Source organism: Lysobacter sp. Hz25, assembly GCF_046097045.1.
Classification (GTDB): Bacteria; Pseudomonadota; Gammaproteobacteria; order Xanthomonadales; family Xanthomonadaceae; genus Lysobacter; species Lysobacter antibioticus_B.
Genome location: NZ_CP175666.1, coordinates 4007427 through 4030176, shown reverse-complemented (window position 1 = coordinate 4030176; position 22750 = coordinate 4007427). Strand labels below are relative to the sequence as shown.

General features: G+C 68.3%; 19 protein-coding genes. 13 read left to right on the top strand and 6 right to left on the bottom strand.

What is annotated here, in order from left to right; all coding sequences use genetic code 11:
- The first annotated feature begins 21 nt into the window (after nt 1-21).
- The 3 genes from ACKN61_RS16430 (at nt 22) to rlmD (ending at nt 4289) form a co-directional block, all read left to right on the top strand.
- Complete coding sequence (locus tag ACKN61_RS16430) at nt 22-2040, top strand: hypothetical protein (protein WP_408950441.1); 2019 nt, start codon at nt 22-24, stop codon at nt 2038-2040.
- A gap of 116 nt (nt 2041-2156) precedes the next feature.
- Nucleotides 2157-2780, top strand: coding sequence for a YdbL family protein (locus tag ACKN61_RS16425; RefSeq protein WP_031373671.1), 624 nt, complete (start codon nt 2157-2159; stop codon nt 2778-2780).
- A gap of 165 nt (nt 2781-2945) precedes the next feature.
- The gene (rlmD, locus tag ACKN61_RS16420) at nt 2946-4289 is read left to right on the top strand and encodes a 23S rRNA (uracil(1939)-C(5))-methyltransferase RlmD (RefSeq protein WP_223621705.1); all 1344 of its coding nucleotides are present in this window, start codon (nt 2946-2948) and stop codon (nt 4287-4289) included.
- Between the two features lie 134 nt (nt 4290-4423).
- Here rlmD and ACKN61_RS16415 read toward each other — a convergent pair whose 3' ends face one another.
- Entirely contained in the window at nt 4424-5044 is a 621-nt protein-coding gene (locus ACKN61_RS16415) for a hypothetical protein (protein WP_408950440.1), read from the bottom strand.
- Between the two features lie 93 nt (nt 5045-5137).
- Here ACKN61_RS16415 and ACKN61_RS16410 point away from each other — a divergent pair, with 93 nt between their 5' ends.
- From ACKN61_RS16410 to ACKN61_RS16370, 9 genes are all read left to right on the top strand, one after another.
- On the top strand, nt 5138-5668 hold the full coding sequence (locus tag ACKN61_RS16410; protein WP_031373674.1) for a CYTH domain-containing protein: 531 nt from the start codon (nt 5138-5140) through the stop codon (nt 5666-5668).
- Between the two features lie 115 nt (nt 5669-5783).
- Nucleotides 5784-6779 (top strand): beta-N-acetylhexosaminidase, encoded by a 996-nt coding sequence (gene nagZ / locus ACKN61_RS16405; protein WP_408950439.1) that lies wholly within the window; start codon nt 5784-5786, stop codon nt 6777-6779.
- A complete protein-coding gene (locus ACKN61_RS16400) occupies nt 6779-7333 on the top strand; it encodes a hypoxanthine-guanine phosphoribosyltransferase (protein ID WP_408950438.1) in 555 nt (184 codons plus the stop codon). The genes nagZ and ACKN61_RS16400 overlap by 1 nt, the downstream gene beginning before the upstream one ends.
- Nucleotide 7334: 1 nt before the next feature.
- Nucleotides 7335-8093: an S-methyl-5'-thioinosine phosphorylase gene (locus tag ACKN61_RS16395; RefSeq protein WP_408950437.1), complete on the top strand. Its 759-nt coding sequence runs from the start codon at nt 7335-7337 to the stop codon at nt 8091-8093.
- A 184-nt stretch (nt 8094-8277) separates the two neighbouring features.
- The gene (locus tag ACKN61_RS16390) at nt 8278-8484 is read left to right on the top strand and encodes a cold-shock protein (protein ID WP_031373678.1); all 207 of its coding nucleotides are present in this window, start codon (nt 8278-8280) and stop codon (nt 8482-8484) included.
- A 1186-nt stretch (nt 8485-9670) separates the two neighbouring features.
- On the top strand, nt 9671-11308 hold the full coding sequence (locus ACKN61_RS16385) for an acyl-CoA dehydrogenase family protein (RefSeq protein WP_408950436.1): 1638 nt from the start codon (nt 9671-9673) through the stop codon (nt 11306-11308).
- Nucleotides 11305-11799 carry a murein L,D-transpeptidase family protein gene (locus ACKN61_RS16380; protein WP_081931258.1) on the top strand — a complete coding sequence of 165 codons (495 nt, stop codon included), beginning with the start codon at nt 11305-11307 and terminating at the stop codon, nt 11797-11799. Before ACKN61_RS16385 ends, ACKN61_RS16380 begins: the two co-directional genes overlap by 4 nt.
- Nucleotides 11800-11922: 123 nt before the next feature.
- Entirely contained in the window at nt 11923-12099 is a 177-nt protein-coding gene (locus ACKN61_RS16375; RefSeq protein ID WP_408950435.1) for a hypothetical protein, read from the top strand.
- A gap of 468 nt (nt 12100-12567) precedes the next feature.
- Entirely contained in the window at nt 12568-13767 is a 1200-nt protein-coding gene (locus ACKN61_RS16370) for a S1 family peptidase (protein WP_408950434.1), read from the top strand.
- A 110-nt stretch (nt 13768-13877) separates the two neighbouring features.
- On the opposite strand, the gene ACKN61_RS16365 is transcribed toward ACKN61_RS16370, so the two are convergent.
- From ACKN61_RS16365 to ACKN61_RS16350, 4 genes are read right to left on the bottom strand one after another with little or no spacing between them, the layout of a single operon-like run.
- Entirely contained in the window at nt 13878-15680 is a 1803-nt protein-coding gene (locus ACKN61_RS16365; RefSeq protein WP_408950433.1) for an ABC transporter transmembrane domain-containing protein, read from the bottom strand.
- Between the two features lie 10 nt (nt 15681-15690).
- Complete coding sequence (locus tag ACKN61_RS16360) at nt 15691-16296, bottom strand: IMPACT family protein (RefSeq protein WP_408950432.1); 606 nt, start codon at nt 16294-16296, stop codon at nt 15691-15693.
- Nucleotides 16297-16336: 40 nt separating this feature from the next.
- Nucleotides 16337-17470, bottom strand: coding sequence for a hypothetical protein (locus tag ACKN61_RS16355; RefSeq protein WP_408950431.1), 1134 nt, complete (start codon nt 17468-17470; stop codon nt 16337-16339).
- On the bottom strand, nt 17467-18021 hold the full coding sequence (locus tag ACKN61_RS16350) for an RNA polymerase sigma factor (RefSeq protein WP_408950430.1): 555 nt from the start codon (nt 18019-18021) through the stop codon (nt 17467-17469). Before ACKN61_RS16350 ends, ACKN61_RS16355 begins: the two co-directional genes overlap by 4 nt.
- Before the next feature lie 217 nt (nt 18022-18238).
- Here ACKN61_RS16350 and ACKN61_RS16345 point away from each other — a divergent pair, with 217 nt between their 5' ends.
- Complete coding sequence (locus ACKN61_RS16345; RefSeq protein WP_408950429.1) at nt 18239-21286, top strand: EAL domain-containing protein; 3048 nt, start codon at nt 18239-18241, stop codon at nt 21284-21286.
- On the opposite strand, the gene ACKN61_RS16340 is transcribed toward ACKN61_RS16345, so the two are convergent.
- The gene (locus tag ACKN61_RS16340; RefSeq protein WP_408953844.1) at nt 21276-22742 is read right to left on the bottom strand and encodes a vWA domain-containing protein; all 1467 of its coding nucleotides are present in this window, start codon (nt 22740-22742) and stop codon (nt 21276-21278) included. The two genes, ACKN61_RS16345 and ACKN61_RS16340, sit on opposite strands and share 11 nt — an antisense overlap.
- Nucleotides 22743-22750: the final 8 nt, after the last annotated feature.

Genomic DNA, 22750 nt, shown 5'->3' with positions numbered 1-22750 from the left:
CCTGCTTCCATGCTGCGGACCATGTTACGCCTCCTGATCGGTTTGTCGCTGCCCGCTTGCTGGGCGGTGTCGGTCGATGTTGGGGCGGCGACACTGAACGCCAGGATCGCGCGGGTCGGCACCGCCGTGGCCACGCTCGAAGACGTGCGGGTGCGGTTGTCCTGGCCGGCGCAAGCCCGGCAGGGCGAGCTGCAATTGCAGGCCGGGCGGGTCGTGGCGCCGGACCTGGGCTACCGCTTCCGCGATGTGGTCTGGCGGTGTCCGCTGCAGCGCGACGGCCATGGCGGTTGGCGCTGCGACGGCGAGCTGCGCGGCGGCGCGGGCAAACCCCTGCGGTTGGCGCTGGACCTCGGTGTCGCCACGACCGATGCGCGCTTGAGCCAGGGCGCAAGCCTGCTGTCGCTGCACCGCGACGCGGCGGCGCCCGACCTGACCCGGATCGATCTCGCCCGCGTGCCGCTGATCTGGGCCCAGGCCCTGGTGGCCCAGGCCTGGCCGGATGGGCGGATCAAGGGCGGCAGGCTCGACGGTCGTCTCGACATCGCCGCGCCGACGCGGCAACCGCTGCGCATCGCCGGTCCCCTGCAATTGAGCGGTGGGGCGCTGGATACGCCGGACGGCTCGATCGCCGCCGAGAATCTCGGCGCGCGACTGCGGATCGACAGTGAACTCGATAGCCGCGACCGCGTCCTCGTCGACGGTCATCTGGAAGGCGGCGAGCTGCTGTTCGGCAATGCCTACGTTTCTTTGCAACGCCGGCCGGTCGTGCTGCACATCGAAGCAACGCAACAAGCCGGCGAGGGCTGGCGCCTGCCGCGTTTTTCGTGGCGCGACGACGGCATCCTCGCGCTCGACGGCAGCGCCGCGCTGACGCCGGACGCGGGGCTGGCCGAACTCGATCTGAACCTGCGCAGCGCCGACCTCGCGCCGCTGCGCGACGGTTATCTGTCCGGTTTCCTCGGTCTTGCCGGCCTGGCCAAGCTCGAACTGAGCGGTGCGGCGCAGGTGCGCTTGCGCATGAGCGGCGACGAGTTGCGGATGGCCGAAGCGACTCTGATCGACGCGTCGATGAACGATGCCCAGGGGCGATTCCGTTTCGACGGCCTCGACGGCACGGTCAGTTACTCCGCCGACACCGCGGTCGACAGCGAATTGGGTTGGCGCAGCGGCGAGCTGTACGGGCTGGATTTCGGCGCGGTGCGGCTGCCGTTTTCCAGCGGCGACGGCGAGTTGCGCCTGGACCGCGCGGTGTCGTTGCCGATGCTCGGCGGCCGCGCCGGTTTCGACGGCCTGCGCCTGCGCCCGCCGTCCGGCGGCAAGGGTCTGGACGTGCGTTTCGGCCTCACCCTGGACCGGCTCGATGTCGCCCAACTGTCCAAGGCCCTGGATTGGCCCGCGTTCACCGGCGAGCTGAGCGGTCGCCTGCCCGAAGCGCACTATGCCGACGACCGGCTCGAACTCGCCGGCGGCCTGACCATGCAACTGTTCGGCGGCACCGTGGCGGTGTCCTCCCTGGCGATGGAACGCCCGTTCGGCGTCGCGCCGACCTTGAGTTCCGACCTCGCCCTGGAAAACCTCGACCTGGAATCGCTGACCGGGGTGTTCGGGTTCGGCAGCATCACAGGCCGGCTCCACGGGCGCATCGATCAACTGCGCCTGGTCGACTGGCAGCCGGTCGCCTTCGACGCCGAGTTGCATACGCGCAAGGCTCGCGGTGTGCGCCAGCGCATCAGCCAGCGCGCGGTCCAAGACCTGTCCAGCGTCGGCGATTCGTCCTTCGTCGGCAGCCTGCAGGACCGCCTGATCGGGTTCTTCGACGACTTCGGTTATGCCCGGATCGGCATTTCCTGCCGCCTTGCCGACGAGGTCTGCAACATGGGCGGCCTGGGGCCGGCCAAGAACCAGGGCTTCACCATCGTCCAGGGGGCGGGCGTGCCGCACCTGGACGTGGTCGGCTACAACCGCCGGGTCGACTGGCCGACCCTGCTCGAACGCCTGGAGGCGGTGAGCAAGGGCGAGGTCAAACCCGTCGTTCAGTGACGCCATGCCAGCCTTGTCCCGTCACGGCGTCGTGCTTCAATAGGCGCCAATCGTTCAGCCCGCGCCGGATGCGCGGGACGCCGCGCAGGACGCGCATAACCGATAAGGACCCGCTCATGCGCCGTTGGATGGGAATACCGGTCGCCGCCGTGATGTTGACGGCTTGCGTCACGATCAACGTCTACTTCCCGGCCGCGGAGGCCAAGGAAGCCGCCAAGGAATTCGTAGAGAAGGTGATCGGCGAGATGCCGGCCGAACCCAAGGCCGAGCCCGGCAAGCCCGGCGGCAGCGCTTCGCTCGAGCGCCCGGCCTTGCAACTGGACCGGCTGGCCGGCCGGGTCGATTGGTGGTCGCTGGTCGGTATCGGCAGCGCCCAGGCGCAATCGCCGGACATCTCGATCAAGACCCCGGCGATTCAGGCCATCCAGTCGCGCATGGCCTCGCGTTTCGACGGCCAGTTGCGTGCGCATTTCGACTCCGGTGCGCTGGGCTTCACCAACAGCGGCACCGTCAGCGTGCGCGACGCCTCCAAGATCCCGCTCGCCGAGCGCGTCGCCGTCAACCAGGCGGTGGCCGACCAGGGCCGCGATTCGGCCGCGGTGTATCGCGAAATCGCCGTCGCCAACGGCCACCCGGAATGGGAAGCGCAGATCCGCCAGGTGTTCGCCCGCCAGTGGATCGACAGCGCCAAGGGCGGCTGGTGGTACCAGGACGCCGGCGGCGGCTGGAAGCAGAAATAGCTTTAACGGCCGGGATTCGGGAATAGGGATTCGGGATTCGGTTTAGAGCAAAAAGCCCGCCGTCAGGCGGGTTTTTTGCTTTCTCGGGGGAGGGCTCTCGCTCTCGACGAATCCCGAATCCCGGCTCCCCAATCCCGAATCTGCGACAATGGCCGGCCTTGATTCCTGCCAGCAGCTGTGGCCCGCATCGATCAAACCCCCTTCGAAGTCGCGATCACCGACTTCACTCATGACGGCCGCGGCGTCGCCCGGCGTCCCGACGGCAAAGCCGTGTTCGTCGCCGGCGCCTTGCCGGGCGAACGCGTCATGGCCAAGCAGACCGCGCGTTCGCGCAGCTTCGACGAGGCGGTGACGCTGGAAGTGCTGGAAGCCGCGCCCGACCGGGTCGCGCCGCGTTGCGCTCATTTCGGCGTCTGCGGCGGTTGCGCCTTGCAGCACCTGGCCGAAGACAAGCAGATCCTCGCCAAGCAGCGCGTGCTGATGGACAACCTGGAGCGCATCGGCCATGTCGTGCCCGAGCGCGTGCTGCCGGCGCTGACCGATGCGGCCTGGGGTTATCGCCGCAAGGGCCGGTTCTCGGTGCGTCGGGTCGAGAAGAAGGACAAGACCCTGGTCGGCTTCCGCGAGAACGATCCGCGCTTCGTCGCCGACATTGCCCGCTGCGAGACCGTGATTCCGCTGATCGGCGACAGGATTTCGGCCTTGGCGAATCTCATCGACGGCCTGCAGGCGCGTCGCGAGATTCCGCAGGTCGAGTTCATCGCCGGCGATCCCACGCCCGACTACACCGGCGTGGCGCTGACCTTCCGCCATCTTGCGCCGCTGTCCGAACCCGATCGCGAGGCCATCGTCGCCTTCGCCCAGGCCCACGGTTTCGCCGTGTTCCTGCAGCCCGGCGGCATCGACAGCGTGCACGCGCTGTGGCCGGCCGAGCCGAAGCTCGCGTTCTCGCTGCCGCAGTGGAACCTCGAACTCAAGTTCCGTCCGCTCGATTTCATCCAGGTCAATGCCGGCCTCAACGGCCACATGATCCAGCACGCGATCGACCTGCTCGAACCGCAGCCGCAGGATCGCGTGCTCGATTTGTTCGCGGGCCTGGGCAATTTCACCTTGCCTTTGGCGCGCACGGTGCGCGAAGTGGTCGGCGTCGAAGGCGAAGCCGGTCTGGTGCGGCGCGCTCGCGAGAATGCCGAACACAACGGCCTGGCCAATGCGCAGTTCCATGCCGCCGATCTCAGCAAAGACCTCAGCGGCGAATCGTGGATGCGCGAAGGCTTCGACCGTCTGTTGCTCGATCCGCCGCGTTCGGGCGCCGATTTCGTCCTGACCCAGCTGCCGCTGAAGCAGTTCAAGCGGATCGTCTACGTGAGCTGCCACCCGGCCTCGCTCGCCCGCGATGCCGGCTATCTGGTGCGCGAGAAGGGCTGGAAACTGCGTGCCGCGGGGGTGATGGACATGTTCCCGCACACTGCCCACGTCGAATCGATCGCGATGTTCGAGCCGCGCTGAGGCCGAAGCCGGGTTGCCTGGAATCTGCGAGATCGCGCCGCTGCCCTAAGGGTAGGAGCGGCGCAAGTCGCGACCGCCATCTCTCAAGAATCTGCGCGCTGCGATTGAGGCCTGTGCCGCGCGCACTCGCCGGATCACTCCGGCAGCAGCGACCAATCGGCACCCTGCAGGCGGAAACGCAGCGGCTTGGAGCCTTTGCCCTGGCTCGGCGTGTCCAGCTCGGCATGGCACTCCACCGCATCGCTATCGCGCTCGAGCTTGCACGACTCCAACGCGGTGACGGTAAGAGTAGCGGCGAATTCCTTGAATTGCGCCGCGGCCTTCGGGTCCTGTTCCTGACCACCGAGATGCGCCAAGTGCTCGCGCACCAGCTCCTGCGCCCGCGCCAACGTCGGTTGCGGCGCATCGATGTCCTTCTCTTCGACCGCGCGCCACTGCGCGCCGTCGCGGCGGAAGCGAAGGGCCGTGTAGTTGTCGCCGATGCTGCCTTCCATCCTGAGGATGCAGGTGGTCTGGGCCGCATCCAGGGGCTGGCAGCCTTGCACCGCGGCGATCTTCATCGATTCCAGCATGGTCGCGACCAGCAGCGAAGGCGATTGTTTGCTCGCTTGCTTACTGATTTCGGCATCGATGGCGAGGCGGAAGGCGGCCTTGGCTTCATCCAGGCTGAGCGCGGCATTGGCGGCGAACGCAGCGCCGGGAGCGGACAGCAGGGCGAGACACAACAGGCGGGACGTGAGGGCGATGACGGGCATCCGTGCGGAACTCGGGAGTGGCGGGCGGCGCCCGCGGACCGCGCAGTGTACGCAAGCGCGCGACCGCATCCAGCGGCTGCGTCATAATGGCGCATGGCTATAGAAATCGAACGCAAATTCCTGGTGGTCGGCGACGCTTGGCGTACGGCTGCGCACAAAGTCGTGCCGATGGCGCAGGGCTATCTCAACGATCTGGCGGCGATGGATGCGCCGGTCGCGGGCGCCGCAGCGATGAAGGCCTCGGTGCGCGTGCGCATCGCCGGCGACGAGGCGTTCTTGAACCTCAAGTCGCGCGAGCTCGGCCACACGCGGCAGGAGTTCGACTATCCGATCCCGGTCGAGGACGCACGCAGCCTGCTTGCGCTCTGCGTCGGCGGCATGATCGACAAACGCCGTCACTACGTCGAACACCAGGGGCACCTGTGGGAAGTCGACGAGTTCCTCGGCGACAACGCCGGCCTGGTCGTGGCCGAGATCGAGCTGGAGCACGCCGAGGCCGACTTCGCCCGGCCCGATTGGGCCGGCGCGGAGGTCACCGATTCGGCGCGCTATTACAACCTGGCCCTGGCCACCCGGCCGTACGCGCGCTGGAGCCCGGCCGAGCGCGACGGCAGCGCCGCCTGAGCCCCGCGTCTGGCGCCGGCTGAAGGGTCGGAGACGGGCGGGGTACGCCTGCCGCGCCATCTGCGAGACAATGGCCGCGGCGCAGCCAGCGCCGCCTTCTTTCCTGGAGTTCCGCATGCTCGTGATCGGCGTCGCCGGTACCGAACTCACCGCGCAGGAGCGCGACTGGTTGCAGCACGATGCCTGCGCCGGCGTCATCCTGTTCAGCCGCAACTTCGCCTCCCGGGCCCAGGTCGCCGAGCTGTCGGCGGCGATCCGCGAGGCCGCGCCGCGTCCGCAGCTGATCTGCGTCGACCAGGAAGGCGGGCGCGTGCAGCGCTTCCGCGAGGGCTATAGCGCGCTGCCGCCGCTCGACGTGTTCGGCCGGCTCTACGCCAGCGACCGCGAGGCGGCGCTCAAGTTGGCCGAGGAACACGCCCAGCTGATGGCCAGCGAGGTGCAGGCCAGCGGCGTCGACCTGAGCTTCGCCCCGGTGGTCGACCTGGGCCGCGGCAATCTGGCGATCGGCAATCGGGCCTTCGACGCCGACCCGCAGGTCGTCTCCGAATTCACCGCTGCCTACGTCCGCGGCATGCACGCGCGCGGCATGGCCGCGACGCTCAAGCATTTCCCGGGCCACGGCTCGGTGTTGGCCGATACCCATTTCGACGAGGCGATCGACCCGCGCACCCTCGAGGAACTGCGTGCGACCGACCTGATTCCGTTCGTCGCCGGCATCGAGGCCAAGGCCGATGCGGTGATGATGGCGCATGTGTCGTATCCGGCGGTCGCGCCGGAACCGGCCGGCTATTCGCGGCGCTGGATCGAGGAGATCCTGCGCGGCGAGATGCAGTTCCGCGGCGTCGTCTTCAGCGACGACATCGGCATGGCCGCCGCGTTCTCGGTCGGCGGCATCAAGGCGCGCATCGATGCGCACCTGGACGCCGGCTGCGACGTGGTCCTGGTCTGCCACCCGCAACTGGTCGAAGAATCGTTGGCGGCGGTCGCAGGCCGTCGCCTCAACACCGCGGCGCTGACCGGCTTGATCGGTCGCGGCGCCATGGGCTGGGACGGCCTGATCGCCGATGCCCGCTACGGCGAAACCCGCCACCGTCTGGAAGGATTGGCTTGATGACTTCGCACGACCTGGCCGCGGCGCTCGCCGATGCCGATCTGATTTTCGATCGCCGCACGCTCGAGCGCGAAATCGCGCGCATGGCCGGCAAGATCCGCAACGACTACGCCGGCAACGTGCCGGTGTACCTGACGATCATGCACGGCGGCCTGCCGTTCGCCGCGCAGCTGGCGATGGAGATCGGCGCACGCGGGCTCGATCTGGAATTCGATTACCTGCATGCGACGCGTTACCGCGGCGCGACCTCCGGCGGCGAACTGGTCTGGAAGCATCGTCCGGCGACGCCGTTGCGCGGACGGCGCGTGCTGCTCGCCGACGACATCGTCGACGAAGGCCACACCTTGCATGCGATCCGCGAGTGGTGCCTGCAACAGGGCGCGGTCGAGGTGCGTATCGCTGCGCTCGCAGTCAAGGCCCACGACCGTTGCGTCGAAGGCCTGCGCGCGGACTACGTCGGGGTGGAAGTGCCGGACCGCTACGTGTTCGGCTATGGCATGGATTTCCACGAACAGGGGCGCAACCTGCCCGCGATCTACGCACTGAAGGATTGAGATGAGCGATCTGGCAATCGACCTGGCGGTCATCGGCGGCACCGGCCTGTACCGCATCGCCGAGCTGCAGGATGTCGAGTCGCACCAGCCGGTGACGCACTACGGCGCGCCGTCCGGTCCGATCCGGGTGGGCCTGCTCGGCGGCCGCCGAGTCGCCTTCCTGGCGCGCCATGGCGAAGGCCATTCGCTGCCGCCGCACCAGGTCAATTACCGCGCCAACCTCGCCGCGTTGCAGGCTCTCGGCGCGCAGCGCGTGTTGGCGCTCAATACGGTCGGCGGCATTACCGAACGGTTCGGGCCGCGCGTATTGGCTTGCCCCGATCAGCTGATCGACTACACCTGGGGCCGCATTTCGACGATCTGCGAAGAACCGGGCACCGAAGTGCTGCATGTCGATTTCGGCGAGCCCTATACCCGCAGCCTGCGCCAGGCCGTCATCGCCGCCGCACAGAGCGCCGGGGTGGCCTTGGTCGACGGCGGTTGTTACGGCGCCACCCAGGGCCCGCGCCTGGAGACTCGCGCCGAAATCGTGCGCATGCGCCGCGACGGCTGTGACCTGGTCGGCATGACCGGCATGCCCGAAGCCGGCCTCGCACGCGAACTCGGCCTCGACTACGCCTGCCTGGCCATCGTCGCCAACTGGGCCGCCGGCGCCGGCCCCGATCCGGACGAAGTGATCACCCTGCAGGACGTGCTCGACAATGTCGCGGCGGCCTCCGCCGGGCTGCCGGCGCTGCTGAGCGCCGTGCTCGATAGGTGATAGGAGTCGCATAAACCGAATCTCGCCGATAGGGCGTGGCCGGTTTTCCCTGCGGACTACGTGATGGATGTGGTCACGCTGAGCCGTTGTCATCCACCGGCACAGTTTGCATACTCGCAATGCGTCTCGTGGCACACATAGCGACGACGCACGTCAACGCATCCAGCATGAGGTCAATAAGGATATGCAGTACGGCACCGTGAAGTGGTTCAACGACGCCAAGGGCTTCGGTTTCATTTCTCCCGAAGATGGCAGCGCGGATGTATTCGTGCACTTCTCCGCGATCAACGCAAAAGGCTTTCGCAGTTTGCAGGAAGGTCAGCGCGTCAGCTACCAGCTGACCCAGGGTCCGAAGGGCGCGCAAGCGTCCGAAGTGGCTCCGGTGGTTTGATTGCGTTGCCCCTCGAGGGCAATGGCTGGCCCGATCGCATCGGACAGTTTCCAAGGCCTCGCTCCGGCGGGGCCTTTTTTCTTTGTGCGCCGTGGCGGCTGTAGCCGTTGCTGTTGCTGTTGCTGTTGCCGTTGTTGTTGTTGTTGCAGTTGCAGTTGCAGTTGCAGTTGTCGATATTTTGATCTGCTTTGCCGCTTTACCGGTCAAGTAGAGACCCGGAGGGCGCCGCACAGGACGTGCGGCGTTTTCCGATAAGACAGGGACGTCTTATCGGAAAATCCCGGCGCCGGCACCGCACTCGTGGCCTGTGCCCTTGCAAGGAGAGCCCTTTTCTTTGGTTACTTTTGACCGAAGGGAATCCAGACGGACTTTTGGGCTCAGCAAAAGAAAGTAACCCGGCCGCGTGAGCGGGCGGAAGCTTTGCTCTTGATTGAGCAACCCAATGTTGCGAATCCACCCCTGTAGGAGCGACGTAAGTCGCGACCGCAGGGACGCGCTGAGCCAGCAGGGCGGGCGTTCCTCATCGAAGCGGCGCACTTTCGCCAGGGTAGGAGCGACGCAAGTCGCGACCGCGCTGTTTCGGTCTCGCGGCGCATCGCTCAAGCAAGATCAGGATCAGGATCAAACGCCAAAAGCTTCCGCCGCTAAAGCGGCGGGTTACTTTCTTTTGTCATAAGCAACAAAAGAAAGCTAACCAAAGAAAAATGCTTCTCTTTGAATCACAGGCCCGCACGCTCGCTGCATCCGCGGGGATTTTTCATACGGGACATCCCTGTCCCGATGAAAAACGGCCTGCATCCATGCAGGCCGCCCTCCGGGTCTTCGATTGCCTTCGCTAGTGCAAACCTGCGCACGGCAACGGCAACGGCAAGGGCAAGGGCAAGGGCAACGGCAACGGCCAAGGCCGAAGCTGCGGCACGAGGCAAGGGACCGCGCCAGCTTGGAACCCCGCGGTCGCGGCTTGTGACCGAAGGAAATCCAGTAGGGCGCCGCTCCTACCTCGAAAGCGCCAAGCATCAAGCGCCAAGCGCGCTGGAGCGCTGGCGTACTGCAGCGCCAACGCGAGCGAGGGCCTGCGGTTGCGGCCACTGCGCTGCAGATCGGCTCGCCCCGGTTTTCTGGGTTCCCGAGCCACACCGCCCAGTCCCCACTAGAATCCAGACAAACCCAACGGAGATTCGCCGCCATGGACACGCTGCCCCCGTTCGCGACCCATCGGGTCGAGAATCAACCGCCGCCCTTCGCCCCGCGCGATCTGTGGCGCGACGACGTCGCCCTGCGCGAAGCGGTAAGCCGCGAAAGCGGCGACAGCCATGCCGAGGCGCTGGCGCGCTACGGCGCGCTCGCCGGCGACGAGATCTACCGCCTCAGCTTCGATGCGCATCGCGACAAGCCGCGTCTGCGCAGCCACGATGCCCTCGGCCATCGCATCGATCTGGTCGAGTTCCATCCGAATTACCACGCGATCATGCGCGCGGCGATCGAACACGGCGTGGCGGGGCTGTCCTGGCACGATCCGCGTCCGGGCTCGCATGTCGCGCGCGCGGCGCTGAGTTATCTGCATCACCAGGTCGAACCGGGCACCAGTTGTCCGCTGACCATGACCCACGCCGCCGCGCCAGTGCTGCGTCACGCGCCGGCGCTGGCCGAGTGGGCGCGCAAGGCCGCTGCGCCGAGTTACGACGGGCGCGATGTCGGTTTCGGCGACAAGACCGGCCTCACCCTCGGCATGGGCATGACCGAGAAGCAGGGCGGCTCGGACGTGCGTGCCAACCAGACCGTCGCCGCGCCCGTGTCCGGCGACGAGTACGAACTGGTCGGCCACAAATGGTTTTTCTCGGCGCCGATGTCCGACGGCTTCCTCGTGCTCGCGCAGGCGCCGGGTGGGCTGAGTTGCTTCCTGATGCCGCGCTGGCATCCGCACGGCGGCAAGAACGCGTTGCGACTGATGCGGCTCAAGGACAAGCTCGGCGACTGGTCGAACGCATCGTCCGAAGTCGAATTCCAGGGCGCCTGGGCGCAACGCATCGGCGATGAAGGCCGCGGCGTGGCGACGATCATCGAAATGGTGATGCTGACCCGCCTGGACTGCATGCTCGGCTCGGCCGGCGAAATGCGCATGGCCCTGGCGCAGGCCATGCACCACGCCCGCCATCGCCGCAGCTTCGGCAAGCCGCTGCTCGATCACGCGCTGATGCGCAACGTCCTGGCCGACCTAGCGCTCGAAGCCGAGGCCGCGATCCAGTTCGCGATCCGGGTCGCCGGCGCGGTCGACCGTGCCGGCGGCGATGCCCGCGAGCAGGCGTTCGCGCGCATCGCCACCGCGATCGGCAAGTACTGGATCTGCAAGCGCGCGCCGGCCTTCGTCAACGAAGCGCAGGAGTGCCTGGGCGGCGCGGGCTATGTCGAGGAATCGATCTTGCCGCGTCTGTACCGGCAAGCACCGTTGAATTCGATCTGGGAGGGCAGCGGCAACATTCAATGCCTCGACGTGCTGCGTGCGCTCGCACGCGAGCCGCAGACCGCTGCGGCCTTGCTGGCCGAGCTCGAATCGGCCGCAGGCCGCGACGCCGCATTCGACGCCCAGCTCGACCCATTGCGCGCGGTCCTGAGCGGGCGAACGCCAGTGGTCGAGGCGCAGGCGCGGGTTTGGACCGAGCGCCTCGCTCTTGCGCTGCAGGCGGCCACCTTGTTGCGCGCCGGCAGTCCGCTGGCGCCGGCATTCTGCGCGAGCCGGCTTGGCGGGCAGCATGGCCTGGCTTTCGGCACCTTGCCTGAAGGACTGGACTTCGACCTCGTCCTGCAGCGAGTGCTGCCGGCATGAGGGCGATGCGCATCGGTCTGTTCGCCGCCGCCGTGCTTTGCGCGCCGGCCTGGGCGCGCACGCCGCCGGCGATGGCGCCGGCTTCGCAACGCGCCGACAGCATCGTCGTCGACAAGTCGGAGCGGCGCATGCGCTTGCTGCGCGACGGCAAGCTCATCCGCACCTATTCGATTCTGCTCGGCGATGCGCCGAGCGGGCACAAGCGCCAGCAGGGCGACGAGCGCACGCCCGAAGGCGCTTACCGCATCAGCGGGCGCAATCCGAACAGCCGCTTTCATCTGTCCCTGCGCGTGTCGTATCCGAACGAGGCCGATCGCAAGCAGGCGCGTGCGCGCGGCGTCGATCCGGGCGGTGACATCATGATTCATGGCGGCACGCCGCCCGGATACCGGCGCGATTGGACCGACGGCTGCATCGCACTGAGCAACGAGCAGATCGAGGAAGTCTGGAGCCTGGTGCCGAACGGCACGCCGATCCGGATCGACCCTTAGCCCGCGCGACGACATCCCTGAATGCGCCGTCCGTCGCAGCGAGCCGGCGATGACGCCGGTTTTCTCCGGATGGGTGTATGGTCGCCCGGTCGGCCACTCCAGGCCGCAGCGGGAGGTGCAACCATGCGTGGTTCACGTAAATCCCAGGCGCTGGCGCTGCTGGCGCTGGCCGCGGTACCGCCGCCGGCGCACGGTTCGGATTTTTCGTTTGCGCTGTTCTGGCTCGGACGCGGGGCGGCACTGCTCGCCTTGTGTCTGTTCACGGTCTGGTTGATCGGCGAGGCCAGACGCGTGGGTTGACGCATCGGTGGACGCGGCGGCTTGCCGCATCGGTATGCGTCGATCGTCGAGCGCTCGATGAATGCGAGTGCGTTGCTCGCGATGCGCATCGCCGTTCGCGCATCGCCGGACATGATCGCAGCGGCACTCTCGCGATACTCCTGTTGCACTGCAGCGTCGCAAAGGTGTGCGGCAACATTCGTATGCGCATCGTCCGGTGGGATCAGGCGCGGATTCGTTCAGCCTCAACATTGCATGCGCGTTCTTGTGACGCGCCTCGGAATACCGGTGTGACGGGGCCTCGCCGGCGGCTTGTGCGAGCGCCCGGCATCTTCTTATCTGTCTGCTCCCGTCGTCCCGATACGCATCGAACGCCACGCGAGTGTTGTCCCGATGATGGGTCTGCCATCCATGCGATGGCGACACGAGGTCGTCACGACTGACCTTATCCGAGCCATGTCAGATTCCATCCCTAAGGAGTTCTTCAACATGTCCGTATCGAAATCCGGCAAGCGCGCCGGCCTGGCGCGTGTGTCTTTGTTCTCGATGATGACGGCGGTGGCCGCATTGTCCTGCGGCGCGGCGCTGGCGGCCGACGAAGTGAGTCCCGAACTGAAGTTCGCGATGCAGCGCGACCTCGGCGTGTTCCCTTCGCAGCTCGGCCAGTATCTGGCCACCGAACGCCTCGCGCAGACCCAGGCGGCCGCGGTCGAACGCGAGCTCGGCGGCAACTTCGCCGGCAGCTGGATCGAACGCAACGAGGACGGCAGCTTCAAGTACGTCGCCGCGACTTCGGGCGCACGCAAGGCCTCGCGCATTCCCGGCGTCGAAGTGCGCACCGTGCGCCACAGCCTGAAACAGTTGCAGAACTCGATGGATCTGCTCGACGCCAGTTCGCAGGCGCGAGTGAAGGGCATCAGCAAACCGCTGACCGGCGTGCAGAGCTGGTACGTCGACCAGACCAGCAACAGCGTCGTGGTCAAGGTCGACCAGGGCGCGACCGAGCGCGGCGTCGATTTCGTCGCCCTCAGCGGCGCCGACAGCGGCATGGTGCGCATCGAGGAAATGCCGGGCACGTTGCAGACCACCGCGACCATCCTCGGCGGCATCGAGTATTCGATCAACAACGCCTCGCTGTGTTCGGTCGGCTTCTCGGTCACGCGGGGTACCACCAAGGGCTATGTCACCGCCGGCCATTGCGGCACGGTCGGCGCCATCGCCCGCGTCGGCGGTGTGCAGGTCGGCTCCTTCGCCGCTCGCGTGTTCCCGGGCAACGACCGCGCCTGGGTCAGCGTCGGTAGCACCCACAGCTTGCAGGGGGCGGTCAGCAACTACAGCGGCGGCACCGTCGCGGTGCGCGGCAGCACCGAAGCGGCGATCGGCGCGGCGGTGTGCCGTTCCGGCCGCACCACCGGCTATCGCTGCGGCACCATCACCGCCAAGAACGTTACCGCCAACTACGCCGAAGGCGCAGTGCGCGGCCTGACCCAGGGCAACGCCTGCATGGGCCGCGGCGATTCGGGCGGTTCCTGGATCACCAGCGCCGGCCAGGCGCAGGGCGTGATGTCGGGCGGCAACGTGCAGGCCAACGGCAACAACTGCGGCATTCCGGCCTCGCAGCGCAGCAGCCTGTTCGAGCGGCTCGGCCCGATCCTCAGCCAGTACGGCCTGACCCTGGTGCGCAGCTGATCGATCGCGATCGATCGGGACTTCGGTCTCAATGAAAACGCCCCGCTTCGTGCGGGGCGTTTTCTTTCAGGCGCTCATCCCTCGAGGCTGCGCCGAACCCGGTGTGCGGCTCAATCCAGGAACTGCAGTTTCGCCAGTTCGGCGTACAAACCGCCCTGCGCGAGCAACTGCGCGTGCGTGCCTTCGGCGACGATGCGGCCGCGGTCCATGACCACGATGCGGTCGGCCTTGAGCACGGTCGCCAAGCGGTGGGCGATGACCAGGGTGGTGCGGCCTTCCATCAGTGTTTCCAGCGCCTGCTGCACGGCGCGTTCGCTCTGCGCATCGAGTGCGCTGGTGGCTTCGTCGAGCAGCAGGATCGGCGCGTCCTTGAGCAGGGCGCGGGCGATGGCGATGCGTTGCTGTTGGCCGCCGGACAGGCGCGCGCCGCGTTCGCCGAGTTCGGTCGCCAGCTTGTCGGGCAGGGCCTCGATGAAATCGGCGGCATGCGCGGCGCGCACCGCCTGGGCGACGTCGTCGTCGCTGGCTTCGAGGCGGCCGTAGCGGATGTTGTCGCGCGCGGTGGTGGCGAAGATGGTCGGCTGCTGCGGCACCAGGGCGATGGCCTCGCGCAATGCGGCCGGGTCGAGCTCGCGCACGTCGACGCCGTCGACCTTGACCGCACCCTGCTGCGGATCGTGGAAGCGCAACAGGATCGAGAACACGGTGCTCTTGCCGGCGCCGGAGGGACCGACCAGGGCCACGGTCTCGCCCGGACGCACGCGCAGACTGAAATCCTCCAGTGCGGGCAGGTCGGGGCGCAGCGGGTAGTGGAAGCCGACATGCTCGAAGACCAGTTCGCCATGCAGCGGCTTCGCCAGCGTTTTCGGATGCGCGGGCGCGCGCACCGCGCTGGATTCGTTGAGCAGTTCGCTGATCCGGCCCATGCCGCCGGCGGCGCGCTGCAGGTCGTTCCAGACCTCGGCGAGGGCGCCGATCGAACCGCCGCCGATCAGGGCATAGAGCACGAACTGGCCGAGCGTGCCGGCGCTCATGCGCCCGGCGACGACGTCGTGCGCGCCCGACCACAGCACCAGGGTGATCGCGCCGAACACCAGGGTGATGGCGATCGCGGTGACCCAGGCCTGGGCGCTGATGCGTTGGCGCGCGGTTTTCACCGCGATCTGCAGCGACTGGCTGAAACGGCCTTGCTCGTACGGTTCGCGCGCATGCGCCTGGACCGTGCGCACGGCGCCGAGGGTTTCGCTGGCCAGGGTGTTGGCGTCGGCGACGCGGTCCTGGCTGGCGCGCGAGATCTTCTGCAGCTTGCGTCCGCCGACGACGATGGGCAGCACCGCCAGCGGAATGCCGATCAGGGCGAACACGGCCAGGCGCGGGCTGGTCCAGAACAGCATGCCGAGGCTGCCGATCACGGTGACGGTGCTGCGCAAGGCCACCGACATGCTCGAACCGACCACGCTGCGCAGCAGTTCGGCGTCGGCGGTGAGGCGCGAGACCAACTCGCCGCTGCGGTTGCGGTCGTGGAAACCGGCATCGAGCGCGATCAGGTGGCTGTAGAGCTTCTCGCGCAGGTCGGCGACCACGCGCTCGCCCAGCACCGAGACGAAATAGAAGCGGATCGCGGTGGCGAAGGCCAGGGCGATGGCGACCAGGAACAGCAACAGGAAGGCGCGGTCGATGGCGTTACTGCCGCCGCCCGCGGCGCTCTGGGCGAAGCCCTGGTCGATCATGGTCTTGAACGCGACCGGCAGGCTCAGGGTGGCCGCGCTCGACGCGCCCAAGGCGAACAGCCAGGCCACGAACAAACCGCTGTGCTTGCGCACGAACGGCCACAAGGTCCGCAGACTGCCGATCGGGGCCTTGCGGTCGTCGCGGCGTGAGTCGACCGGGCGGCCGGCGCTGGAATCTGTCATCGGGAGGCGTTCATGGGGAGGGGGCGCGGCCGGGTTCTTCGAGGCGCACGCGATTACGTGTGGCGTCGCGAAGCTGCGCTTTCAAGGCGTCGACCTGCGATTCGGGCAGGCGGATAAGCATGCGCACGCCTTCGGCGCTGTAGCGTTCCTGGTCTTTCTCGGCGCCATGGGCGCTCAAGGCGGCATGCACGGCGCCGGTGTCCTCGAACGGAAAGGCCAGCTCCAGCTCGCTGTAGCGCAGCAACTCGTGGCGTTCGGCGCAGCGCAGGCACTCCGCCGCGCAGCCGCCGTAGGCGCGGACCAGGCCGCCGGCGCCGAGCTTGATGCCGCCGTACCAGCGGGTGACGACCACCGCGACCTGGTCGTAGCCCTGGCCGTCGATCGCGGCCAGGATCGGCCGCCCGGCGGTGCCGGCCGGTTCGCCGTCGTCGTTGAAACGATACTGGGCGCCGATGCGGTAGGCCCAGCAATTGTGGGTCGCTGCCGGGTCGCCGACCTCGGCGATGAAGGCCAGCGCCGCTTCCGGCGTGGTCACCGGAGCGGCGAGGGCCAGAAAGCGGCTGTGCTTGACCTCGATCGACAACGAGGCGCGCGCGGCCAGGGTTGCGAGGGTCATCGGCGGATGCTCGCGCCGGTGCCGGGCCGATGGCCCGGACTCATTTCAGCAGGGTGCGCAGGTCGTCGGGCACCCGCGTCTGCGGATGGGCGCGATGGAAGCGGCGCAGGCTGTCGCGGGCGAGCTCGGTGTCGCCGCGGTCGCGGTAGCCGCGGATCAGCTCCAGCCATTGCGCCGGGGTCAGGCGGGCTTCCTGGGCGGCATTCGGCATGATCCGGCTGCCGGTGACCTCGATGCGTTCGAGTGTGCTCGAGTCGTTCGAGGCCGTCGGTTGTGGGGCCTCGACCGGGGCAGCCTGAGCGGCGGCAGGAGCGACCGAACGGGCGGCGTTGGCTGCGGCGGGCGCCGATTTGCCGCGCAGCTCGCCTTCGGCCTTCGGCGCCGAGGTGGCGGCTGCGCCCGTCGGGGCAGCTTCCTGCAGTTCGTAGCGCCGCTCGCGGGCGAGCTGCGGTTTGGCGGCATCGCTGGCGGTGGCGGCGGGCGCGGCGGCCGGGGCCGGCGCATAGACAGGAGCCGAGGCCGGGGCGGGCGGCGCCGGCGCTGGCGCGTCGATCGGCGTCGGCGCCCCAAAGGCCTGGACGTCGCGGGTCTCGGCCCGCTTGGCGGCCCGCTTGTATTCCTGCTGCCGCGGCTGCGTGTGCAGGCTATCGGCGGCCGCGTCGCTGCGCTTGGCGGCTTCCAGCGGCGGCGGAGGCGGGGGCGGTGCGATCATTCGCGGCTGAGCCTGCGGCGGCGCCGGGGGTTCGGGCACGGCGATCGCGGCCGCGGCATCGGCCGCGCCGGCGCTGCTGTCGCGGGCGTAGTCCGAGGCTTCGGCGGCGGCCGGGGCGGCCGCGGCCGTCGCCGATTCGGCCTTGGCATCGGCCTCGGCCGAGCTCACCGAGGCGGCGGTGGCCTGGTCTTCGCCGACCGACTCCAGGGCCTTGTCCATCGGCCGCAACTGCCAGGCCACGCCGATCGCGAGCGTCAGCGAGGCCGCCACGCCGATCCAGGCCGGCCAGCGGGTCTTGCTGCGCGCACGCGGGGTCTGCGCCACGGCGGCATGGGCGGCGACGAGGATCCTGGCGTCGAGCGCCGGCGAGGGGCCGTCGTGCGGTCCCAGGCGCAGCAGGCGCTCGGCCAGCTCGCGTTCCTCGGGCGACAGCGGATCGGGAGCGTCGTGACGGCGGTTCATTCGGTCAACCTCGCGCGCAACTTGTCCATCGCGTAGCGCAGTCTGGACTTCACCGTTTCCCTGCCGGCCCCCGTGATGGCGCCGATGTCCTCCAGGCTCAGTTCCTGTTCCAGGCGCAGCAGCACCACTTCGCGCTGCTCCTCCGGCAATTCCTCGATCGCCCGCTGCAGGCGGCGGCGCTGTTCGAACTCGGACAGTTCGCGCTCGGGCGTGGTCGGGTCGGCGACCCGGGCGGCGCGCTCGTCGCCGTCGGCAGGCGTCGGCGGGCGGTGCTTGAGGCCGCGCCAGTAGTCGTTCAGGCGGTTGTGGGCGATCCGGAACAGCCAGGTGCTGAACGCCGCATCGGGCTTCCAGCCCTCGCGCGCGGCGATCACGCGCTGCCAGACGTCCTGGAAGAACTCGTCAGCGAGCGCCGAATCACGGATCTGACGCAGCAAGAAACGGTACAAAGGGCCGCGGTGACGCGAATACAGGACCTCGAACGCGGCGGCGTCGCCGCCCGTCCAGGCCAGCATCAGCACGTCATCGCTAGCGTCCGCACCGGAATTCATCCGCGGCAGGGTACGGCCTGGCGACGCAGACGGGAAGCGGTTGCGCACGGGAGAGACGTCGTATAGCGGCGATGGGAGGGCCAGTTGCATGTTCGGAACAACGGTCCGGGAGCCCCGGTGGGGTTGCCGTCTGCCGATCCTGTAAAGCTCGCGTTATCCTGCGCCTTGCGCAGAAGGCGGCGATGCGGTGCACAGTGACGTATTACCAGGGGCAACGGTGAGCGATAGGTCGTCCGCGGGCGAGGCGCTCGCCTGTGCGTTGCAGGAGGCTCTGCCGGTCGGCTCCCTGGTGGTGGTCTGCTGGCGCTCGGCCTACGGCCGCCTGTCCGAATCGTTCACCCCCGGTGTCGACGCGCCCTTGCGCGCCGATGCCGGCGCCTTGCTCGAACGCGATCCGCCCGCGGTGGGCGCTTCCGACGATTGCGGCGGCGACCGCATCGAGGCGGCCTGGTGGCTGGAGGACGGCAGCCGCGCGGCGATCGTCGCCTGCTTGCCGCAGGCCCTGCCGACGCCGTTGCGCGCCGCCTGGCTGGCGATGGCGCGGCGCATCGTCGCCGCCGATTTGTCGGCGGTGCGCGCCCACGCCCGCGCCGAAGCCCTGGAAAAATCCGAACGCCTGCAGCAGGCGCTGTACGGCATCGCCGACCTGGCCGGCTCCGGGCTGGAGATGACCGACCTGCTCAGCCGCATCCACGGCGTGGTCTGCGGCCTGATGTACGCCGAGAATTTCTACATCGTGCTCTACGACGACGTCGCCGACACGATGCGCTTTCTGTACTTCGCCGACCGCAACGATCCTTATGTGGCCGATCCGCAGCGGGTGATCCGCGGCGACGAGATGCCGACCAGCCTGACCCTGGCGCTGCTGCGCCACGGCGAGCCGCTGCAGGGCAGTTCGGCGGCGTTGCGCGACCTGCTCGGCGTGCCGCCCGACGAGTATCACGGCCCCGACAGCGCCGACTGGCTCGGCGTGCCGATGCGCCGCGACGAACGCGTCTGCGGCGCGATCGTGGTGCAGAACTACGAGAGCGCCGGCAGCTACGGCGAGGAAGACCGGGCCTTGTTGTCGTTCGTGGCCCAGCACATCCTGACCGCGCTCGACCGTTTCGGCGCCCGCGAGGAACTCGAACGCCACGTCGCCGAGCGCACCTATGCATTGCAGCTCAGCAACCGCGACCTGCAGGCCGAAATCATCGAGCGCCAGCGCTCGGAACGCCTGCAGCGCGCGCTGTTCCGCATCGCCGAGCTGACCATCACCTCCGACACCCTCGGCCGCTTCTATTCGCAAGTGCACGACGTGGTCAGCGAGCTGCTGTACGCGCGCAATTTCTACATCGCGCTGCTGTCCGACGACGGCGACCGCCTGCAGTTCCCGTACTCGATCGACGAGCGCGACATGATCCGCGAGAGCCGCCAACTCGCCGGCGGCCTGACCGAGTACGTGATCCGCCAGGGCCGGCCGCTGCTGGCCGACCGCCACCGCATCGCCGAGCTCAACAGCCGCGGCGAAGTGCGCAGCCACGGCTCGGCCGCGCATTGCTGGCTGGGCGTGCCGCTGTACCGCGACGACTCGGTGGTCGGGGTGATCGCCATTCAGAGCTATTCGCGCGCGATCAGCTTCAACGCCCGCGACCAGGAACTGCTGACTTTCGTCGCCCACCACATCAGCATCGGCCTGGCGCGCAAGCAGGCCCAGGACCGGCTGGTGACCGCGCACGGCGAGCTCGAGCAGCGGGTCGCTTCGCGCACCCGCGAGCTGGCCCACACCAACGCCGAACTGCTCGCCCAGATCGGCGAACGCGTGCGCGCCGAACAGAAGCTGACCCACCAGGCCCTGCACGACGCCCTGACCGGCCTGCCGAACCGCGGCCAGTTGCTCGAACGCCTGGACGACGCGATCGCCCGCGCGCGCCGCGAGCAGCGCGCGTTCGCGGTGCTGTTCCTCGACCTGGACCGGTTCAAGCTGGTCAACGACAGCGTCGGCCACTCGGCCGGCGACGAGCTGTTGGTCGAAAGCAGCCGCCGCATCGTCTCGACCGTGCGCAGCAACGACACCGTGGCGCGCTTGGGCGGCGACGAGTTCGCGATCCTGATCGAGAACATCGACGGCCTCGGCGTGGCCGAGGAACTGGCCTCGCGCGTACTGCGCACGCTGGGCGAGCCGTGCTGGGTGGCCGGGCGCGAAGTGTTTCCGTCGGCCAGCATCGGCATCGCCATGTGGCACCCGCGTTATCGCAACGGCATCGAACTGCTGCGCGACGCCGATGCGGCGATGTACCGCGCCAAGGGCGCCGGCCGCGGCCGCTGCGCGGTGTTCGACGAGGAGATGCGCGAGCAGGCGATGCGCATTCTCGACCTGGAAGCCGACCTGCGCCGCGCGATCAACGGCGATGCCTTCATCGCTTATTACCAACCGATCGTGCGCCTCGACGATCACGGCCTGATCGGCCACGAAGCGCTGCTGCGCTGGCGTCACGAGAAACGCGGCCTGTTGCTGCCGCGCGAATTCATCGGCCTGGGCGAGGACAGCGGCCTGATCGAAGAGGCCGACTGGATCCTTTACGGCCGCGTGGTCACCGAACTGGCGCGCGGCGGCGATGGCTACATCTCGGTCAACGTCTCGCCGCGGCATTTCCGTTCCGGCGATTTCGCCGACCGGCTGTTGCGGATGATCGACGAGGCCGGCGCCGATCCGCGCCGCCTGCGCATCGAGATCACCGAGGTCGCCCTGCTCGACGACGTGCCGCGCGCGTTGCGGATGCTGCGGATCCTGCGCAATCACGGGGTGCTGGCGCAGTTGGACGATTTCGGCACGGGGTTCTCGGCGTTGTCGTACTTGCACCGGTTCCCGATCGAGTGTTTGAAGATCGACCAGAGTTTCGTCGCGGGCTTGGTCGGCGAATCGCGTCCGGAAAGCGTGGCGGTAGTGCGCGCGATCCAGGCGCTGGCCGGCACCCTCGGCATCCACACCATCGGCGAGGGCGTGGAGACCGAAGCCCAGCGCACGGCGTTGCGCGAGCTGGGCTGCACCTACGGCCAGGGCTATCTGTTCGGCCATCCCGGCGAACACATCCGCAGCGCGGCGAGCATCGCCGAAAGCTATCGCACAGGCCTGCTCGGATCGGATGCGGTGGTTGCGCTGGCGGACGGATCGGGCCTGATCGAACTCGGCGCCGATGAGGCACTGCCCGCAGAGGTCGACCCGATCGCCTCCGATCGGGTCGAAGCGGCCGCCGCGAAGGCGGCCTCGACCCTCATTCGCTGACCGCCACGCCCGCGACCGGGCCGACCCGGCCGATCTCGCCGATCTGCACCTTCGCGCGTTCGACCAGGCCGATGAACTCGGCGCGCTGGCCCCAGCGGTCGTCGAGCTTGAGGCCGCGGGCGGTGGCGATGATCTGGTCCCAGCCCCAGCCGTCGTACTGGCTGCCGCCGCGCAGGGTGTCGGCGAAGGCCGCGACCGAGGCCGCCATGCGCATCGGTTCGCTCGCGACCATGCGCAGACTGGAGCGGCGGATCGGCGTTTCGATCAACTGGCTGCGGTCTTCGTTGGGGCGCTTGTAGCGCAGCTTGAGGTTGGCGATCTCGCCGCCTTGGCCGGTCGCCGGCGCGCTGCCGGCATAGCGCAGCGCGGGCAGGCGCATCGCTGTCGAACCGACCGGGGTGAGTTCGTACAGCGCGGTGACCTCGTGGCCGGCACCGATATCGCCGGCGTCGACCTTGTCGTTGGCGAAGTCCTCGCGCTTAAGCAAACGGTTTTCGTAGCCGATCAGGCGGTACTCCGCGACCAGGGCCGGGTTGAACTCGATCTGGATCTTGACGTCGCGGGCGATGGTCATGAGGGTCGACCCCATTTCCTCGACCAGCACCTTGCGGGCTTCCTGCAGGGTGTCGATGTAGGCATGGTTGCCGTCGCCGACGTCGGCGAGTTTCTCCGCCAGTTCGTCGTTGTAGTTGCCGCGGCCGAAGCCCAGCGTGGTCAGGGCGATGCCGCTCTTGCGCTGGTCGGCAACCAGGGTTTCCAGGGCGTTGTTGTCGACCGTGCCGACGTTGAAATCGCCGTCGGTGGCGAGAATCACGCGGTTGACGCCGTTCTTGACGTAGGCCTGCTTGGCCATCGCATAAGCCAGGCGGATGCCGTCGCCGCCGTTGGTGCTGCCGCCGGCCTGCAGACGATCGAGCGCGGCGAGAATCTCCTCCTGGCGGTCGCCCGGGGTCGGCGGCAACACCAGGCCGGCCGAGCCGGCATAGACCACGATCGAGATGCGGTCCTGCGCGCGCAGTTGTTTGGCCAGCATCGAGAACGAGCTTTTCAGCAACGGCAGCTTGTCGGGCGAGTCCATCGAACCGGAGGTGTCGATCAGGAACACCAGATTGGCCGGCGGTAGGGTCTTTTTCGGCACGTCGAAGCCCTTGATGCCGATCATCAGCAACTGGCGCTGGGCATTCCACGGCGCCGGCGCGAGTTCGGTGCTGACCCGGAACGGCGTGGCCAGCGAGGCCGGCGCGGCGTGGCCGTAGTCGAAGTAGTTGATGAATTCTTCCGCGCGCACCGCATCGGCTGGCGGCCGCTGACCGTCGCCGAGCATGCGCCGGACATTGGCGTAGCTGCCGGTGTCGACATCGATCGAGAACGTCGACAGCGGCTGTTCGCTGGTGCGGTGCACCGGGTTGTCGTCGCGCTCGGCGTATTTTTCGGTGTCGACGCTGGCCTGGTGCATCGGCGGCG

Bases quoted from the DNA above. Each gene is read 5' to 3' on its own strand.
- ACKN61_RS16430 (WP_408950441.1), top strand. From the start codon at position 22: ATGTTACGCCTCCTGATCGGTTTGTCGCTGCCCGCTTGCTGGGCGGTG.
- ACKN61_RS16425 (WP_031373671.1), top strand. From the start codon at position 2,157: ATGCGCCGTTGGATGGGAATACCGGTCGCCGCCGTGATGTTGACGGCT.
- ACKN61_RS16415 (WP_408950440.1), bottom strand. From the start codon at position 5,044: ATGCCCGTCATCGCCCTCACGTCCCGCCTGTTGTGTCTCGCCCTGCTG.
- ACKN61_RS16410 (WP_031373674.1), top strand. From the start codon at position 5,138: ATGGCTATAGAAATCGAACGCAAATTCCTGGTGGTCGGCGACGCTTGG.
- nagZ (WP_408950439.1), top strand. From the start codon at position 5,784: ATGCTCGTGATCGGCGTCGCCGGTACCGAACTCACCGCGCAGGAGCGC.
- ACKN61_RS16400 (WP_408950438.1), top strand. From the start codon at position 6,779: ATGACTTCGCACGACCTGGCCGCGGCGCTCGCCGATGCCGATCTGATT.
- ACKN61_RS16395 (WP_408950437.1), top strand. From the start codon at position 7,335: ATGAGCGATCTGGCAATCGACCTGGCGGTCATCGGCGGCACCGGCCTG.
- ACKN61_RS16390 (WP_031373678.1), top strand. From the start codon at position 8,278: ATGCAGTACGGCACCGTGAAGTGGTTCAACGACGCCAAGGGCTTCGGT.
- ACKN61_RS16385 (WP_408950436.1), top strand. From the start codon at position 9,671: ATGGACACGCTGCCCCCGTTCGCGACCCATCGGGTCGAGAATCAACCG.
- ACKN61_RS16380 (WP_081931258.1), top strand. From the start codon at position 11,305: ATGAGGGCGATGCGCATCGGTCTGTTCGCCGCCGCCGTGCTTTGCGCG.
- ACKN61_RS16375 (WP_408950435.1), top strand. From the start codon at position 11,923: ATGCGTGGTTCACGTAAATCCCAGGCGCTGGCGCTGCTGGCGCTGGCC.
- ACKN61_RS16370 (WP_408950434.1), top strand. From the start codon at position 12,568: ATGTCCGTATCGAAATCCGGCAAGCGCGCCGGCCTGGCGCGTGTGTCT.
- ACKN61_RS16365 (WP_408950433.1), bottom strand. From the start codon at position 15,680: ATGACAGATTCCAGCGCCGGCCGCCCGGTCGACTCACGCCGCGACGAC.
- ACKN61_RS16360 (WP_408950432.1), bottom strand. From the start codon at position 16,296: ATGACCCTCGCAACCCTGGCCGCGCGCGCCTCGTTGTCGATCGAGGTC.
- ACKN61_RS16355 (WP_408950431.1), bottom strand. From the start codon at position 17,470: ATGAACCGCCGTCACGACGCTCCCGATCCGCTGTCGCCCGAGGAACGC.
- ACKN61_RS16350 (WP_408950430.1), bottom strand. From the start codon at position 18,021: ATGAATTCCGGTGCGGACGCTAGCGATGACGTGCTGATGCTGGCCTGG.
- ACKN61_RS16340 (WP_408953844.1), bottom strand. From the start codon at position 22,742: ATGCACCAGGCCAGCGTCGACACCGAAAAATACGCCGAGCGCGACGAC.